15 protein-coding genes are annotated in these 16337 nt (G+C 65.7%); 11 read left to right on the top strand and 4 right to left on the bottom strand.

Going from position 1 to position 16337, the window contains the following annotated elements:
* The first annotated feature begins 213 nt into the window (after window positions 1-213).
* From AC1DIN_RS17785 to AC1DIN_RS17770, 4 genes are all read left to right on the top strand, one after another.
* Window positions 214-948 carry a FadR/GntR family transcriptional regulator gene (locus AC1DIN_RS17785; protein WP_441473448.1) on the top strand — a complete coding sequence of 245 codons (735 nt, stop codon included), beginning with the start codon at window positions 214-216 and terminating at the stop codon, window positions 946-948.
* 87 nt (window positions 949-1035) lie between these two features.
* The gene (gene kdgD / locus AC1DIN_RS17780; RefSeq protein WP_441473449.1) at window positions 1036-1938 is read left to right on the top strand and encodes a 5-dehydro-4-deoxyglucarate dehydratase; all 903 of its coding nucleotides are present in this window, start codon (window positions 1036-1038) and stop codon (window positions 1936-1938) included.
* 141 nt (window positions 1939-2079) lie between these two features.
* On the top strand, window positions 2080-3102 hold the full coding sequence (locus AC1DIN_RS17775) for an amino acid ABC transporter substrate-binding protein (protein WP_441473450.1): 1023 nt from the start codon (window positions 2080-2082) through the stop codon (window positions 3100-3102).
* Window positions 3103-3324: 222 nt separating this feature from the next.
* Window positions 3325-4773 (top strand): aldehyde dehydrogenase family protein, encoded by a 1449-nt coding sequence (locus AC1DIN_RS17770; RefSeq protein WP_476810750.1) that lies wholly within the window; start codon window positions 3325-3327, stop codon window positions 4771-4773.
* 126 nt (window positions 4774-4899) lie between these two features.
* On the opposite strand, the gene AC1DIN_RS17765 is transcribed toward AC1DIN_RS17770, so the two are convergent.
* Window positions 4900-5478: a LysE family translocator gene (locus AC1DIN_RS17765; RefSeq protein WP_476810749.1), complete on the bottom strand. Its 579-nt coding sequence runs from the start codon at window positions 5476-5478 to the stop codon at window positions 4900-4902.
* A gap of 482 nt (window positions 5479-5960) precedes the next feature.
* On the opposite strand from AC1DIN_RS17765, the gene AC1DIN_RS17760 reads away from it, so the two are divergent.
* The 7 genes from AC1DIN_RS17760 to AC1DIN_RS17730 all read left to right on the top strand — a co-directional run bounded on the left by AC1DIN_RS17760 (window position 5961) and on the right by AC1DIN_RS17730 (window position 12518).
* Window positions 5961-6980 carry an ABC transporter substrate-binding protein gene (locus tag AC1DIN_RS17760; protein ID WP_476810748.1) on the top strand — a complete coding sequence of 340 codons (1020 nt, stop codon included), beginning with the start codon at window positions 5961-5963 and terminating at the stop codon, window positions 6978-6980.
* Window positions 6977-7783, top strand: coding sequence for an ABC transporter ATP-binding protein (locus tag AC1DIN_RS17755; RefSeq protein WP_476810747.1), 807 nt, complete (start codon window positions 6977-6979; stop codon window positions 7781-7783). The genes AC1DIN_RS17760 and AC1DIN_RS17755 overlap by 4 nt, the downstream gene beginning before the upstream one ends.
* A 1-nt stretch (window position 7784) precedes the next feature.
* Window positions 7785-8600, top strand: coding sequence for an ABC transporter permease (locus tag AC1DIN_RS17750; RefSeq protein WP_476810746.1), 816 nt, complete (start codon window positions 7785-7787; stop codon window positions 8598-8600).
* A 21-nt stretch (window positions 8601-8621) separates the two neighbouring features.
* Window positions 8622-9341: a GntR family transcriptional regulator gene (locus tag AC1DIN_RS17745; protein WP_441472831.1), complete on the top strand. Its 720-nt coding sequence runs from the start codon at window positions 8622-8624 to the stop codon at window positions 9339-9341.
* Window positions 9338-10249: an Ldh family oxidoreductase gene (locus tag AC1DIN_RS17740; protein ID WP_476810745.1), complete on the top strand. Its 912-nt coding sequence runs from the start codon at window positions 9338-9340 to the stop codon at window positions 10247-10249. Before AC1DIN_RS17745 ends, AC1DIN_RS17740 begins: the two co-directional genes overlap by 4 nt.
* A 2-nt stretch (window positions 10250-10251) precedes the next feature.
* A complete protein-coding gene (locus AC1DIN_RS17735; RefSeq protein WP_476810744.1) occupies window positions 10252-11562 on the top strand; it encodes an acyl-CoA thioesterase/BAAT N-terminal domain-containing protein in 1311 nt (436 codons plus the stop codon).
* 65 nt (window positions 11563-11627) lie between these two features.
* A complete protein-coding gene (locus AC1DIN_RS17730; RefSeq protein WP_476810743.1) occupies window positions 11628-12518 on the top strand; it encodes a DUF1684 domain-containing protein in 891 nt (296 codons plus the stop codon).
* Window positions 12519-12824: 306 nt separating this feature from the next.
* On the opposite strand, the gene AC1DIN_RS17725 is transcribed toward AC1DIN_RS17730, so the two are convergent.
* From AC1DIN_RS17725 to AC1DIN_RS17715, 3 genes are read right to left on the bottom strand one after another with little or no spacing between them, the layout of a single operon-like run.
* Window positions 12825-13415 carry a glutathione S-transferase family protein gene (locus AC1DIN_RS17725; protein WP_476810742.1) on the bottom strand — a complete coding sequence of 197 codons (591 nt, stop codon included), beginning with the start codon at window positions 13413-13415 and terminating at the stop codon, window positions 12825-12827.
* On the bottom strand, window positions 13384-14913 hold the full coding sequence (locus AC1DIN_RS17720) for an FAD/NAD(P)-binding protein (RefSeq protein WP_476810741.1): 1530 nt from the start codon (window positions 14911-14913) through the stop codon (window positions 13384-13386). Before AC1DIN_RS17720 ends, AC1DIN_RS17725 begins: the two co-directional genes overlap by 32 nt.
* A 6-nt stretch (window positions 14914-14919) precedes the next feature.
* Entirely contained in the window at window positions 14920-16281 is a 1362-nt protein-coding gene (locus tag AC1DIN_RS17715; protein WP_476810740.1) for an LLM class flavin-dependent oxidoreductase, read from the bottom strand.
* Between the last annotated feature and the right edge of the window lie 56 nt (window positions 16282-16337).

Below are 16337 nucleotides of genomic sequence, written 5' to 3'. Positions count from 1 at the left end.
TGCGCCGGCCTTTGAAATGCCTTGGCGCGATCGCTGAGCTCGGGCGGCCTCCGCCGGGCGGCAGCCGTCGCCCGATCACCGCTAGCGACGTTCATGTCGTATGACAAGTTTGAGGATCTTGTCAAATGACTAAATAAACATCAGACAAGATACATTCTGATCGCCTATCATGCAGCGAGCCGACAGGATTGGCTGGCAGGATTCGAGGGTAAAATGTCGGGGCGACGCGAAGCGGCGGCGGATACAAGGCGGGGGAGCAGCACGCTTGCATCCTCGGTAAGCCAAGCCCTCCGCGAGGCCATTCGATCAGGCCGGTATCGGCCGGGCGAAAAACTCCCGAGCGAAGCCAAATTGACGGTCGAGCATAATGTCAGCCGCACCGTCATTCGGGAGGCGATCTCCGCGTTGCGCGCGGACGGCCTCGTGGATCCCCGGCAAGGGGCCGGCGTCTTCGTCCTGGAGCCGCTTTCCGCGCCCGTCCTGCCATTCCAGAATGTCGATAATGCCCGCATTTCCTCGGTCATCGAGCTGCTGGAGCTCCGCGCACCCGTCGAAATGGAGGCCGCAGCGCTCGCTGCTCAGCGACGCTCTCCAGCGCAGGAGGAGGCGATCATTGAGCGGCATCACGCCATCATCGCCTGCATCCAGAACCAGCAGCCGACAATCGAGGCGGATTTCGATCTCCATCTCGCCATTGCCGAAGCGACCAACAACCCTCGCTTTGTCGAATTTCTGCGGATCATGGGGGAGGGAATGATCCCGCGCTCGGCCCTGCGGGAACCGAACTCCGAACGGACCAGCAGCGAGTACCTCCAGCGCCTCGTCGAGGAGCACGGGCGAATCGTGGCCGCGATTTCGAACGGCGATGTCGAGGACGCCCGCGAGGCAATGCGGGTCCACCTCAACGGAAGTCAGCAGCGGTATCGGAAACTTCTCAGACAGTTGTGAGATTTATCATACAAGTTATTGACTGACGCTCTCAGCCCCAGTACGGATGGGCCAGATCCACTCCATCGATCGGCTGAGGGCTGCGATATGAATCCAATCGAATTGAAGTCGGCGCTGGGCGCAGGACTGCTTTCTTTCCCTGTGACCGCCTTCGATGCTTCGGGGGATTTCGCCGCCGAGCCCTATCGCCGCCATGTCGAGTGGCTCTCCGGCTTTGAGGCGGCGGCACTGTTTGCGGCCGGTGGCACGGGCGAATTCTTCTCGCTCGCTCCCTCGGAAATCCCGTCGATCGTATCGGCGGCGAAGGAAGCTGCGGGTAAGACCCCCATCGTCGCAGGTTGCGGCTATGGGACGCGCATCGCGGTGGATATCGCCCGCTCGGCGGAAAAGGCCGGCGCCGACGGCATCCTGCTGCTGCCGCACTACCTGATCGATGCGCCGCAAGCCGGTCTTTACGCGCATGTGAAGGCCGTCTGCGACAGCATCGGAATTGGCGTGATGGTCTATAATCGCGACAACTCGATCCTGCACCCGGATACGATCGCCCGGCTCGCGGAAGCCTGCCCGAACCTGATCGGCTTCAAGGATGGGTCGGGCGATATCGGCCTGGTGCGCCAGATCACTGCGACACTTGGGGATCGGCTGACCTATCTCGGTGGCATGCCGACCGCGGAACTCTTCGCCGAAGCTTACCTGGGCGCGGGCTTTACCACCTACTCGTCGGCGGTGTTCAATTTCGTCCCCGCGTTGGCCGTGGAATTTTACAAGGCACTGCGAGGCGGCAACCGCGCGCGGTGCGAGGAGATCCTGCGCGATTTCTTCTACCCGTTCATGGCGCTGCGCAGCCGCAACAAGGGCTATGCGGTCTCGGCGATCAAGGCTGGCGTTCGTCAGAAGGGGTTTGAAGCTGGTCCAGTTCGGCCGCCGCTCGTCGACCTCACGCCGGAAGAAGAAAAGATCCTGGCGGAGCTCATCGCCAAGTCGGAGTGAGGCCAGACGATCATTCCGAAGCAGAGCGGGCTGCTGCGCGGCCCGCTCTTGCGTCTCGAGGGGCGCGGACGTGTGAGCTCGACAGCATGGGTAGGCTCATTAATCCGAGCAACTGAATCGATATATTACAGGGGAATATTGATGAAGAAGTTCGCAGGCGCGACTCTGCTCGCAGCTATCGGCCTCATGACTGCTGCAAGCACTGTCTCCGCGCAGACGATTTTGGGGCAGGTCAAGCAGCGCGGTGCTCTCAATTGTGGTGTTCATACCGGCCTTGCCGGCTTTGGTGTCCCGGACGCGCAAGGAAACTGGACAGGGCTCGACGTCGATTATTGCCGTGCCATTGCCTCGGCGATCTTCAACGATCCGAGCAAGGTCAGATACATCCCCCTCGTATCGAAGGATCGCTTCACGGTGGTCCAATCGGGCGAAGTCGATGTGCTGATCCGCAACACGACCTGGACGATGTCTCGCGACGCTTCGCTCGGCGTGCTTTTCACCGGCGTCAACTACTATGATGGCCAGAGCTTTATGGTTCGCAAGAAGCTCGGCGTGAACTCCGCGCTCCAGCTCTCCGGCGCATCCGTCTGCACGCTGCAAGGCACGACAAGCGAGCTCAACGTCGCCGACTATTTCCGGGCAAACAATCTGAAGTATGAGGTCGTCTCGTTCGCCGGCTCGGACGAGGCGATGACTGCTTACGAGGCGGGTCGTTGCGACGCGATCACGAACGATGCGTCGAGTCTCTATTCCATCCGTCTAAAGCTGGCTGCTCCGGATGAGCACCTCGTGCTCCCGGAGATCATCTCGAAAGAGCCGCTTGGTCCGGCCGTCCGCAGCAGCGATCCGCAATGGTTTAATCTCGTGAAGTGGACACACTTCGCGATGCTGAACGCCGAAGAGCTTGGCGTCACGCAGGCAAACGTCGATCAGCAGCTCAAGTCGGACAATCCGGAGGTCAAGCGTTTGCTAGGGGCCGAGGGCAAGTTTGGCGAGCAGATTGGTCTGACGCCTGACTGGGTTGCGCGTATCGTCAAGCATGTCGGCAACTACGGAGAGTCCTTCGAGCGGAACTTCGGACAGGGCTCCCCCCTCAAGATCGTCCGCGGTCAGAACGGCCTTTGGTCAAAGGGCGGCCTGCAATACGCTCCGCCGGTCCGCTAAGCGAATAGCCAAGGAATGCGCCCAACTGGCGGGCGCCAGCAAGACGGCGCAGGGCCTCGGTGGCGGCCCCGCGATCAGCTACAGGCCCTCTTCGGCATGATCGGCGATTGCTTGCAGATTTGCCAACGGCCAGGGTGCCGCCGGATTTCATTACATGCCTCGATCTTGAAAGCAGGCTGACTTCGTCAGTCTCTCCACTACGGCACCAGCGAGTACATAACCATGGCTGAATTCTTCAAGAACCTCATTGCCGGCGAGTGGGCCGGCGGGGCCAATGCCTCGCGCAACATCAACCCCTCCAACACCAACGACGTGGTCGGCGAGTACGCGCAAGGGACGGTCGAGGACCTCAACAACGCCGTGGCCGCCGCCAAGGCCGCGTTCCCGGCCTGGAGCCGCACGACGCCGCAGGAGCGCTACGACATCCTGAAGAAGGCCTCGGACGAGATCCTCGCCCGCAAGGACGAGCTCGGCCGCCTGCTCTCGCGCGAGGAGGGCAAGACGCTCGCGGAAGGCATCGGCGAGGCGACCCGCGCCGGCCAGGTCTTCGCCTTCTTCGCCGGCGAATGCCTGCGGCTGGGCGGCGAGATGATCCCCTCGGTGCGCCCCGGCGTCGGCGTCGAGGTGACGCGCGAGCCGCTCGGCATCATCGGCATGATCACGCCCTGGAACTTCCCGATCGCGATCCCGGCCTGGAAGATCGCCCCGGCGCTCGCCTGGGGCAACTGCGTCGTCCTCAAGCCGGCCGACCTCGTGCCCGGCTCGGCCTGGGCGCTGGTCGACATCCTCCAGCGCGCCGGCCTGCCCAAGGGCGCGCTCAACCTCGTCATGGGCCGCGGCTCGGTCGTCGGCCAGGCGCTGCTCGAGCACAGGGACGTCACCGCCATCTCCTTCACCGGCTCGGTCGCGACCGGCCGCAAGGTCGCGGCCGCCTGCATCGCCTCCAACCCGATGAAGAAGGTCCAGCTCGAGATGGGCGGCAAGAACCCGCTCGTCGTGCTCGATGACGCCGACCTCAAGGTTGCCGTCGAGGTCGCGGTCAACGGCGCCTTCTTCTCGACCGGCCAGCGCTGCACGGCGTCCTCGCGCCTGATCGTCCAGGCCGGCATCCACGACAGGTTCGTCGAGGCCTGCATCGAGCGCCTCAAGAGCGTCGTCGTCGACGACGCGCTGAAGGCCGGCACCCATATCGGCCCGGTCGTCGACCAGAGCCAGCTCGACCAGGACCTGAAATACATCCAGATCGCCAAGGACGAGGGCGGCAAGCTGGTCTTCGGCGGCGAGCTGCTGAAGCGCGACACCCCCGGCTTCTACCTCGCGCCGGCGCTGTTCACCGAAACCACCAACGCCATGCGCATCTCGCGCGAGGAGGTCTTCGGCCCGGTCGCCAACATCGTCCGCGTCAAGGATTATGACGAGGCGCTCAGCCTCGCCAACGACACCGAGTTCGGCCTCTCCTCCGGCATCTGCACGACCTCGCTGAAGCACGCCACGCATTTCAAGCGCAACAGCGAGGCCGGCATGGTGATGGTCAACCTGCCGACGGCGGGCGTCGATTATCACGTGCCCTTCGGCGGCCGGAAAGGCTCCAGCTACGGCCCGCGCGAGCAGGGCGCCTACGCCAAGGAGTTCTACACAACCGTCAAGACCGCCTATACGCTAGGTGGATGATCCGCCCATCGCATATCCGTCGGTTACAACGCGAGCACTGGCCGTCGCTCCCGGCGGCAGGTCGCATCTTGCCGAGCCGCTGAGGCCATTCGCGCGTCGAGTTGCGGTCGGCGAGGCTGGGACAGGTTAAAGTGCCACAATGACGCGCGTGGCGACCGCGCTCGCGAGACAGGCCAGCATTCCAGCGCTCAAACGGTAGCCGATCTTCGCGTTGGCTGCATTCTGCAGCCTCGCGTGGAAGGCGCTCCCGAGGAATATCCAACCGAAGCCAATCGCAACGATCTCGACCGAAAGCACAGCGAGCCAAAGCAGCATGCCATCGGCCGCCGCCGGAAGCAGAACGAACGCGAAGATCAATCCTTTCGGATTGAGCAGCGTGGTCAGCAACACCCGCCGAAACGTGATCGATTGCCCGGAGAGGACGTGCGCATTGCTGCGCCTCCAAAGCGCGACGGCGAGATGAAGCACATACACGACGACGACGCCTTGCAGCGCCAACGCGAACCCCGGCTGCGCCGCGATCACCGGACCCAATACGACCCTCAAGATCGTCACGGCCAGCAGATAGCCGGCGAGCTCAGCAGCCAACAGATATCTGGCGGACCGCCATCCAGCTTCCGCGCCAGCGGTCGCCAACAAGGTGTTGGTCGGACCCGGTGTCGCAAGCAGCGATGCGCAGGCGAAGGCGAATATCGGCAGGTGCATGGGCGCCTCTGGTGCCACAAGCTCGGTCCCTGTGCCTTGATCTCGGTCAGTCCCCGCTGGGCCTGGTCTTGGCTTGCCTTTGGCCAAATCAGGCCGCGGCCTTCGCGTGGGCCGCTCTCCCTGCAGCGGACCCAGGCGGCCTGCTCGCGGGCAACGGCTCATGGGCGGCCTTGTGACGCTGGGAGCATCCCAATCCTGCGCCAGCTTGTCCGCGGTTAATGCGCCTGTTCTCGCCTGAAAACACCAGATGCAAATCCGTGCTTATCCGCGGCCGGGATGCCTTCCAGAGAGCCCGCAGCCCCGCCAGTGACGTTCGGCCTTCTATGAAAATATCAGATTGCGAGTTTGATACATCAGTTGTAAGCAACCGTCTCCGGTTCTGACAATCGGCTCATCGGCGGGATACTCGTCCTGCAGGTGAGTGAGAGGATCGTCAGGGACCGGCGCCGGAAAGCCGTACTGGCGCAAGAGGAGCATCGCGCATGCCGTCAGTCAGTCGTCGTGATCTCATGGCAGCGGCGGCTGCCGCCGCCCTGGCTTCCTCGGTCGTCCCGGCCGCCCGGGCACAGAAGCTGCCCAAGGTCGAGTTCCTTTATTCGCCCTTCGCCGATTACGCGCCGTTCTTCGTCGCCAAAGAGCTCGGTTTCTTCAAGGATTTCGGCATCGAGGTGACGCTCTCTCCGAAGGGCGGCACAGCGGAGACCATCCAGTTGCTCGCTTCCGGCAATGTCGAAGCCGGCGCAGCAACCTGGGGCGCAGGCCTCTTCAATGCGCTCGACCGCGGCGCCACGGTCGCGATCATCGCCACTTCGGCCAGGATGCCGTCTACGGTCCCCTCGCCCTCTCCCTTCATGGTCTCGCAGAAGGCGTGGGACGCAGGCATCCGGACCGTCGCCGGGCTCAAAGGCAAGCGCGTCGGGATTCCCGGACCGAGCGGCTTCGGCATGTTTTCCGTCGCCAAGGCCCTGGAGAAGGGCGGATTGACGATCGAGGACGTCGAGCCGGTGCACCTGCCGCCGCCGGCGACAGCCGCCGCCTTCGCCAATGGCGGGCTCGAGGCGGGCTGGAGCATCGAGCCCTTCGCCCAGCAGCTGGAGAAGCAGGGTCTCGGCCGCCGGCTGGTCGAGGACCACACCTTCGGCACCGAGCTCGGCCTGATCGCCTTCAACCAGGACTTCGTCGCCAAGAACGAGGATGCGGTGGTTCGCTTCATGGCGGGTTATCTCAAAGCCGCCCGTCTGCTCGACAAGGGTGGCTGGAAGGACGACAAGATCCTCGACATCGTCGCCAAATACACCGGGACCGAGCGCGATGCGCTGCGCGGCATCCCCTACACGGTCCGCTCCGAGGACGGCGCCATCGACATGGCCTCGGTGCGCGAGCAGGAAGAGTTCTTCCGCAAGCGCGGCGCGCTCGAATACAAGGGGCCGGCCAAGATCGATGCCGTCTATCGTGTCGATCTCCTGAAGCGCGCCAACGAGCTCGTCGCGAGCAAGCCGTGACGGCGGCGGTGCTCGAGATCGCGCGTCCGGCCTCGATGGCAACGGCCCGGCCGGCGATCGAGGTCTGCCACCTCACCAAGGCGTTCTACGACAGCGAAGGCGACCGCGTGACCGTGGCCGTCTCCGATGTCAGCTTTACCGTGGCACGCGGCGAGTTCGTCTGCATCGTCGGGCCGAGCGGCTGCGGCAAGACCACGGTCCTGCGCATCCTGGCCGATCTCGAGCAGAAGCTCAGCGGCACGGTGACGCTGCATAGCAAGACCCCGCCGGCCATGGTCTTTCAGGAAGCGTCGGTCCTGCCCTGGCTGACCGTGTCGGAGAACATCGCCTTTCCGCTGAGCCTCAAGGGCGCTTCCCGCGCCGAGCAGGATGCGCGGGTCCGGGACCTCCTGGCACTCACCGGGCTCGCCGACTTTGCCGGGGCTCGCCCCCATCAACTCTCCGGCGGCATGAAGCAGCGCGTCTCGGTGGCGCGCGCTCTGGTCGACGACCGCGATATCCTGCTGATGGACGAGCCCTTCGGCGCGCTCGACGAGCAGACCCGCCTCGTCCTGCAGCAGGAGTTGCTGCGCATCTGGGAAACGACCGGCAAGACCGTGGTCTTCATCACCCACAGCGTCGACGAGGCGCTGACGCTGGCCGACCGCGTGCTCGTCATGTCGCCACGCCCGGGCACCCTGGTTGCCGACCTCGATGTGCCGTTCGAGCGGCCGCGCGACGTTGTCGAGATGCGGCGCGACAAGCGCTTCTGGGATTTGACCTACGAGGTCTGGCGGCTGCTGGCCTCTCGGGCGGGGGCATGAGATGAGCGCCGTTCCCGTGACACTGACTGAAGACGAGCTGCGCCGGCTCAAGGCGCCGGCCCGGCGCGAGCAGCTCTTCCGGCTCGCCTCCTATTTCAGCCCGCTCCTGCTGTTGCTGCTCTGGGAGCTGTCGAGCCAGCTCAATCTGATCGACCGGCGCTTCTTCCCAGCCCCGAGCGCGATCGCCCAGACCGCCTGGCGCATGGTGCTGAGCTTCGAACTGTTCGATCATATCGGCGCCACGCTGCGCCGCGTCGGCGTCGGATACGCCATGGGTGCCGTTCCCGGCATCGTCATGGGACTCATCCTGGGCTTGTCGCGGCCAACCCGCCGGATACTCGGACCGATCTTCTCGGCTCTCTACCCCGTGCCGAAGATCGCCATCCTGCCGCTGATCCTGCTGATCTTCGGCGTCGGCGACGCCTCGAAGTTCGTCGTCATCGCCATCGGCGTCTTCTTCCTGATGTTCTACAACACCATGAGCGGGGTGATGCAGACGCCGCAGATCTACATGGATGTCGCGAAGAATGCCGGCGCGAGCCGCTTCCAGACCTTCCGGCGTATCGCCTTCCCGGCCGCGCTGCCGAGCATCTTCACCGGGCTGAAGCTCGCCGCCGGCTCATCCTACATCATCATCGCCGCGGCAGAGTTCCTGGGAGCGCGCAGTGGCGTCGGCTTCTTCATCTGGGCGTCGTGGCAGACCTTCGCAGTCTCGCGGATGTTCGTCGGCATCGTGGTGATCTCGGCCTTGGGCTACCTCACCATCCTCGCGCTCGAGGCGTTGGAACGGCGCTTTGTGCCCTGGGCGAAGCACTGACGGCGGCGGGGGCAGAAGCTCATGACCGTAGGCACAGGCCCGGCCGCCACCAACCACCCACCCGTTTCGGAGCGCATCTATCTTGCGCTCCGGCAAGAGATCATGCGCTGCGAGATCGCTCCGGGGACGACGCTCGACGCCGCCGCCATCGCCCGTCGCTACGAAGTCTCGAAGACGCCGGTGCGTGACGCCATGCAAAAGCTCGCGGCCGACGGGCTGGTGACGATCCTGCCACGCAGCGGCTACCGCGTCGCCGCCATCACCTTCCAGGCCGTGCACGAGATCCTCGACCTGCGGGCGGCGATCGGCCCGCATGCGGCGCGGCAGGCGGCACGCTACGCCACGGCGGCCGACATCGCCGAACTGCGCCAGATCGTCCGGGAATATGCCGCGCCGCTCGATGTCGGCGCCATGCAGCAGGTGGCGCGGCGCTTCCACGTCGCCATCGCCCGCTGCAGCCGCAACAAGCGCGTCATCGCCTTGTCCGAGAACCTGTTCGACGAGCTCGAACGCCTCCTGCGTTTCGCCATCGATTTTTCCGTGAAGGCCGGCGAGCATTCCGACGAGCACACCGCGCTCGTCGATGCGATCGAAGCAGGTGACGGCGAACGGGCCGCCGCGATCGAGACCGCCCATATCCGGAGCGCCCGCGAGTTCCTGATCGAACGGCTGATGACGCTGGGCTATCTCTCGGAAAGCGAGATCCGGATCGGCAGCGCGGCGCGGAGTGCAGGCGAATGATCGCGGCCGCCGATGCGATAACACGGCTGTCGGCCGCCCTCGGTGGCAGCCCGGCAGCCAAGCTCGCCGCTTCGGCGCTGGTCGAGGCCGACGTGCTCGGGTTGCCGCGCTTCGGCGTCGGCATGCTCGAGGAATGGACGGCCGGTACCGCGCCCCTGCCGGCGAACGAGCAACGACAGGCCATCCGCTGGCTCGACTGCTCCTCCTGCTTCGCGCCGCTCGCCGTCGCCACCGCCACGCTCGATCTGGAAGCCGCCGCCCGGCAATTCGGCATCGCGGCCGTCTTCCTGCGCGGTGTCAGGGGCTTCGGCCGGCTCGCGCCCTTTGTCCGCCACATCGCCGATGCGGGCCTCGTCGGCTTGGCCGGAGCCGAAGGGCCGCCTTTCGTCGCACCGCATGGCGGTACGCAGCCGGTGATCGGCACCAACCCGCTCGCCATCGCCATGGGCCAGGGCCCGGAGCGCGTGGTCATCGACGTCGCCAGCAGCAGCGCCACCATGGCCGATATCCGGAATGCTCGCGCCACTGGCAGGGAACTGCAGGAAGGGATCGCGCTGGATGGCGGGGGAATGCCGACCAGCATCGCCGCCGAGGTCGCGGCGCTCCTGCCGCGCGGTGGCCAGATCGGCTCGTTGCTCGGGCTCGTGGTGGAGCTCATGGCCGGGGTCGCCGGCGGCGGCCGGGGCGATCCGAAAGGGCGAGGCGTGTTCGTCCTCGCTTTCGATCCGGCTGCGGCCGGAGAGCGCCTCGACTGGCAATCCAGGCTTGCCGGGTTGAAGAGCGATTGGACCGCCGGTGGCGGTCACTGGCCGCGCGGCGGCGGATTGCCGGCCGAGGCGGTGCTTGACGCCGCGTTCGCACAGCGCCTCGACGCCCATCTCGCCCGGATGACGGACCGAGGAGATTGATGATGACGACAAGCCTCACCTCTCGGCCCGTCCTTTCGGTCACGCCTGCCGATGGTTTGATCGACGAGCCGCGCCGCATCACCATCTCCGGCCTCGCTCCCGACGAACTCGTCGCCATCTCCGCCCGGACGTTGCGCTCGCGCGGCGTCCTCTGGGACAGCCAGGCGACCTATATGGCCGACGCACAGGGCGTGGTCGATCTGACCCGCGACGCGCCGGTCGGCGGCGACTACGCCGAAGTCTCGGCGATGGGCCTGCTCTGGAGCCAGCACCCGGAAGGTGGCACGAGCCAGGAGCTCTTCGCCGACGACGTCATGCACCCTCTATCGACGACGCTGACGGCCGAGACCGCAAACGGCGTCCGCGCCGAGGCGGAGCTCCTCCAGCGCTTCGCCGCGCCGGGCGTGACGCGGCGGGAAATCCGGGAGGACGGCCTGGTCGGCACGCTCTTCACGCCGGCTGGGCCGGGGCCGCATCCGGTCGTCATGGTGCTCAACGGCTCGGGCGGCGGCATCAACGAGCCGCGCGGCGCGCTCTACGCCTCTCATGGCTATCAGGCCTTCGCGCTCGGCTATTTCAAGGCGCCGGGCCTCTCACCCTTCATCACCGAAACGCCGCTCGAATATCTCGAGGCAGGGCTGCGCTGGGTCCATCAGGAACTCCAACCGCGCGACGGCTTCGTTGCGGTCAGCGGCCAATCGCGTGGCGGCGAACTCGCTCTGCTGCTCGGCGCGACCTTCCCCGATCTCGTCTCGGCCGTGATCGCCTATGTGCCCGGCGCGATGGTCCATGGCGCCCAAGGCGCCGGCGACCCCGCACGCGGCGGCTGGCAGGGCGTGACCTGGACCAGGGGCGGCGAACCGCTGCCGCATCTCTGGCAGGACAACAAGGCGGTGCACTGGCACCCCTGGGCCGGCGATGCCCCGCCCACCCGGCATCACTCCGTCTTCTTCGAGGGCTTGAAGGATCGCGCCCTGGCCGAGCGCGCGCGTATCCCGGTCGAGAAGATCGCGGGCCCCGTGCTGCTGGTCTCCGGCCGCGACGATCGCGCCTGGCCCTCCAGCCTCTATTCCCGGATGGTGGTCTCGACCCTGCACCGGCACGGCCATCCGCATCTGGTCCGCCATCTCGATTTCGACGATGCCGGCCACGCCATCAACCTGCCCTTCGTGCCGACCACGCAATTGAGCCGCGAGCACCCGGTCTCGAAGGTGCCCTACACCAGCGGCGGCACGCCCTCGGGCAATGCCCGGGCCGATGACGGCTCCTGGCGCGGTGTCCTCGCCTTCCTGGCCGAGATCACCGGGCGCTGATCCAGCCGGGCCCGCCCATGCCCTGGCGCGCAAGCAGACAACTGGCTTTTGAAAGGAACATGGACATGCCCACGAACGAGCACCTGGCAGGCCAGTGGCGCGAATGGCGCTATGCCCATGTCGCCACGATGTTCCGCCCCTATGGCTGGACTTCGCTCGTCGCGCAGTACTGGCTGGAGGAGAATGATCGGAACGTCACGTTCGACCTGCTGCCCGGCAACTGGTCGGTCGAGAACGGCCGGGTCATCTTCACCCCGCCGGCTTCCGGGCCGACCCTGTCGGTGAACGGCGAATATCCCGCCGGGCCGGTCGAGATCATTCCCGGGCGCAACCAGACCTATGGTCACGGCAATAGCGTGCCGGTCTATTTCGGTGTGAACGAGGTCGAGACCATCGTGCGGACCAAGCACGACGGACAGCAGCTCTATGGCGTCCGCGTGCGCGACCCGCGCCAGGCGACCCGCCTGGAGGATGCCGGCGTCACCGCCTTCGACTACGATCCCGCCTGGCGCATTCCCGGCCATTACACGCCGGCCGAGCGCGTCGCCTTCGAGGCCGAGACGGTGGAGGCCGGCGTGCGCGAGAACACGCCGCGGATGGGAACCTTCACCTTCGAGCACGGCGGCAAGACCCATACCGTCGTGCTCATCGGCAAGGACACGCCGACCGGCGTGCAGCCCGTTGCGCATGTTCGCGATCAGACCAGCGGGCCCATCACCTACGGCGCCGGGCGGGTCATCGAATTGCAGTTCGCCGACGCGGCCTGCACGCGCATCGACTGGATCGATTTCAACTATGCGGTGGCGCTGCCATGCGCCTTCACGAATTTCGTCACCTGCCCGCTGGTCCCGCCCGAAAACCATCTCGATTTCGAGGCGCTGGCCGGCGAAAAGCGCCCCGCACAGGGCGTCGCGAGGACGATGACCTATCAGCCCAGAGCGAGCAGCGCTGCCTAACGCCTGTCACGGCTCGCTCCCGAACAAGGGCCTGTTCGCTAGCCGCGAAATGGCAGAGGTGGGTGACCAAATGGCCCAGCGCCCGGCACCCCATAGTCTATCGGTCAGCGCTGAAACAGGCGGTACTCGCTCACTTGCCGGTAAACCATACCCGGACCAAGCCCCCAAGTCGCCTCCAACTTTTCGTTGACGGCGGCAGGCGCAGCCGATTGCCGATCCAGCCAACGGAGCTCGCCGCGTCCCAAACGCCGACAGAGTGAATCGAACAGTGACGGCTACGTCACGCTAGATGGCGGGATCAGAGATCTAGGCCAGCGGGATCAGTGCAATCCGCCCATAGGCGACACGCTCCTCCAGCCGCTTCTGCCAGGCGGCCAGAGCGGGCAGCTCGGCATGGTCGATCGGCAGCCCGAACCAGCCATGCAAGAGCGTGCCCAGCGGGATGTCGCCGATCCCGAAATCATCGCCCGACAGAAACGGCTGCGTCGCCAGGACATGGTCGACCGTGGCGAGCAGCCTGTTTCCCTCCTTCGTTCCTCTGGCGATCTCCTCGTCGTTCCGCTGTTCCGGAGAGGCCCTCACGAGGTTCCAGAACACGTCGCGAAACGGCCGGGCGAAGGCGATCGAGGTCCAGTCCATCCATTTCTCGGCCTGGGCGCGGCGCGCGGCGTCGGTCGGCGCAAAGCCCTCGTCGCCGTAAGCAGCCCCGAGATAGCGCACGATCGTATTCGACTCCCACAGGACGACATCGCCGTCGCGGATCAAGGGTACGAGGCCGTTCGGATTGAGGGCTCGGAAGTCTGCGCTGTCGACGACGCCGTAGTGAGCGCCCGCCGGAATATGCTCGTATGCGAGGCCAAGCTCTTCAGCGCACCAGAGCACCTTCCGCACGTTCATCGAGCTTGCGCGTCCCCATATCGTCAGCATCGCTATTGCCCTCCAGAGGCGGGAAATGAGGTGGAGTGGGTGTGTCGTAGGGCGGCCAGGGCATGGCTGCGACATGCTCGGCAGCGACCGCGCGATAGAGATCGCGGGCGATTGCGGTCGAGAGCCGGCTGACCGCAAAGGCCAATCCGGTCACGGTCGCGGCACCGACGCCCATGCTGACCACGGCCGCGTGATTGAAGACGTGGACATCGGACAGGTAGGGGGCTGTGCCTTCGCGCCTCTCGGTCAGCTCGTAGCCCTGGCCGAGATAGGGATAGGCAAGCGCGTCCTCGACGGCTTCTGCCGGTTCAGGCTGGAAGCGGTCCCGCCACAAGGCGATGAACGGAGCATGTGCCGTGAATTCCGGCCGCCTGGACAGATCGACGTCCGTTCCGGTCGCGAAGATCACGAAATCGACGGTGAATGCCCCCCTCGCCGTGTCGATGACGATGTCTTTTCCCGTCCATTCGAGCTTCCGCCAGGCCGCGCCGAAATGAAAGCGGCAGTTTGGAAAGGCCTCGCAACGTTCGAGGCTCCAGGGCGGAGCGGGGGAGCTCACGCCGACCAGCCGATGCGACACCCGCCATCTCAGTGCATCGCCAAGGTCCGCGAACGAGCCCAGAAAGCCCGCATGCTCGACCCAGTCGCGCGCGTCGAGGCTGACCGGATGCGATCGTCTCGCGAAGAGGTCCGCACTTGCGCAGCCGGCTTCCAGCGCCGCCGCGGCGTTGTCGGTCGCTGCCGAACCTATCCCGAGGATCGCAACGCGCTTTCCCGCCAGCCGGGCAAAGTCGATGTCATGATAGGCATGGGCATGGAGATGCGCAGGCAGGCCCTTTACGAGCGCCGGCGGTGGCTCGTAGCGACCGCAGCCGTCGAGGCCGGTGGCCATGACGAGCTTGCGAGCCACGACCGTTTCAATGGCGGCTCCGCGCCGCAGATCGATCGCGATGAAGCCGTCATCGGTCGGGGAGAACCCAAGCAGCTCCGCCTCGTTCTCGACGGCAAGTCCGAGCACCCGTCTGAACCAGCGCAGATACTCCATCCAGATCCGGCGTGGGGCACGCTGCAATCCCTCCCAGCCCGGCTGAAAGCCGCTCGCGTCATACCAGGCCCGGAACGATAGGGATGGCATTCCGCTTTCGAGCGCCGTGACGTGTTTCGGCGTCCGCAACGTCTCCATGCGCGCATAGGTGTCCCAAGGACCTTCGAAGCCCTTGGGAGCGCGATCGAAGATCCTGACGTCGTCTACTCTTAGCCGCTTCAGGGCCCAGGCAGCCGCCAGTCCGCTCTGTCCGGCTCCGATAATGACGACGTCGTGGACATGGCGTCCCCGTCGATCCGTGCGGGCCGGCAGCCACGACGAACGGGGATAGTCGGCGCAGGCGAGGTCATAGGCGATCCGGGCCTCGAGTTCCGCGAGGCTGGACGGGGCGCCGGGCGGGCGTATGGGGCTTTGCTCCGTCATGAACGGTCAGTTGCGGCTCGCGCGCGCCACGGCACCCAGTTTGGCTGGATGGGTGGGCTTGGCCAGCGCGAGGTGATCCCGGAGTGTCGTCCCTGAATACTCGGTGCGGAACAGGCCGCGGCGCTGCAACTCCGGCACCACGAGCGAGACGAAATCCTCGAGGCTGGTCGGCAGCACCGGCGGCATGATGTTGAAGCCGTCCGACCCGCCTTTCGAGAACCACTCCTCCATGACGTCGGCGATATCCTGAGCGGTGCCCACCAGCTGCAGATGACCGCGGGCCCCGGCAATACGCAGATAGAGCTGGCGGATGGTGAGGTTTTCGCGGCGCGCCAGATCCCGCAGCAGGTTCTGCCGGCCGATCGCCCGTTCCGTTTGCGACAGCTCGGGGATTGGTCCATCGAGCGGATAGTCGGCGAGATCGTCGATATCGAGTTTTTCGGCGAGGATGCGCAGGCCCACTTCGGGAATGACGAGGTTTTGCAGGCGATCGAACTTGTCCTGTGCCTCCTGCCGCGTCGCCGCGACGACTGGCGACAGCCCGGGCAATATCTTGAGGGCATCGCGCGGCCGGCCATATTTGGCCATGCGGTCTTTCAGGTCTCCGTAGAATTCCTGTGCGTCCGCGAGCGTCGTCTGGGCCGTGAAGACGACTTCCGCGCTCTCCGCAGCGAGTTCCCGTCCGGCATCGGAGGAGCCGGCCTGCACCAGCACCGGATGCCCTTGTGGGGACGGGACCACGTTCAGCGGGCCGCGCACCTGGAAATGCGCGCCCTTGTGGTCGAGCACATGCATCTTCTCGGCGTCGATGAACCAGCCGCTCTCCTTGTCCCGGGTAAAGGAATCCGGTTCCCAGCTGTTCCAGAGACCGCGGACGACATGGGCGAATTCGCGGGCGCGGTCGTAGCGGTCCGCATGGGCGAGATGCTTGTCGCGGTCGAAGTTCCGGGCTTCCAGATCGGTGATGCTGGTGACCTGGTTCCAGGCCGCCCGGCCGCCGCTGATGAGGTCGAGCGAGGCGAAGAGGCGCGCGACGTGGAACGGGTGGTGATAACTCGTCGAGGCAGTGCCGACGAGGCCGATCCGGCTCGTCGCCATCGCGAGCGCCGAGAGCAGGGTCAGCGGCTCGAAGATCGTCGCGCGCGCCATCCGGCTGACGATCGTCGGATCGGCATCGCGAACGCTCAGCACGTCCTCGAGGAAGACCATGTCGAGCCTCGCCTCCTCGCAAAGGCGCGCGAGCTGGACATAGTGGGCCAGGTTGGCGCCCGCATCGGCGGCTGCCCCCGGATCGCGCCATCCGGCCTGATGATGTCCCGTCGCCAGAAGAAAGGCACCGAGATGCATCTGCGATCCGGAGGCTGTCATGGAAACACGTCCTGAGGGGAATGATATCGATCGATGCCGACGTGACGGCCGCCATG

The organism is Allobosea sp. 05T438 (genome assembly GCF_056396025.1).
This window is presented reverse-complemented; position numbering and strand designations above follow the sequence as displayed.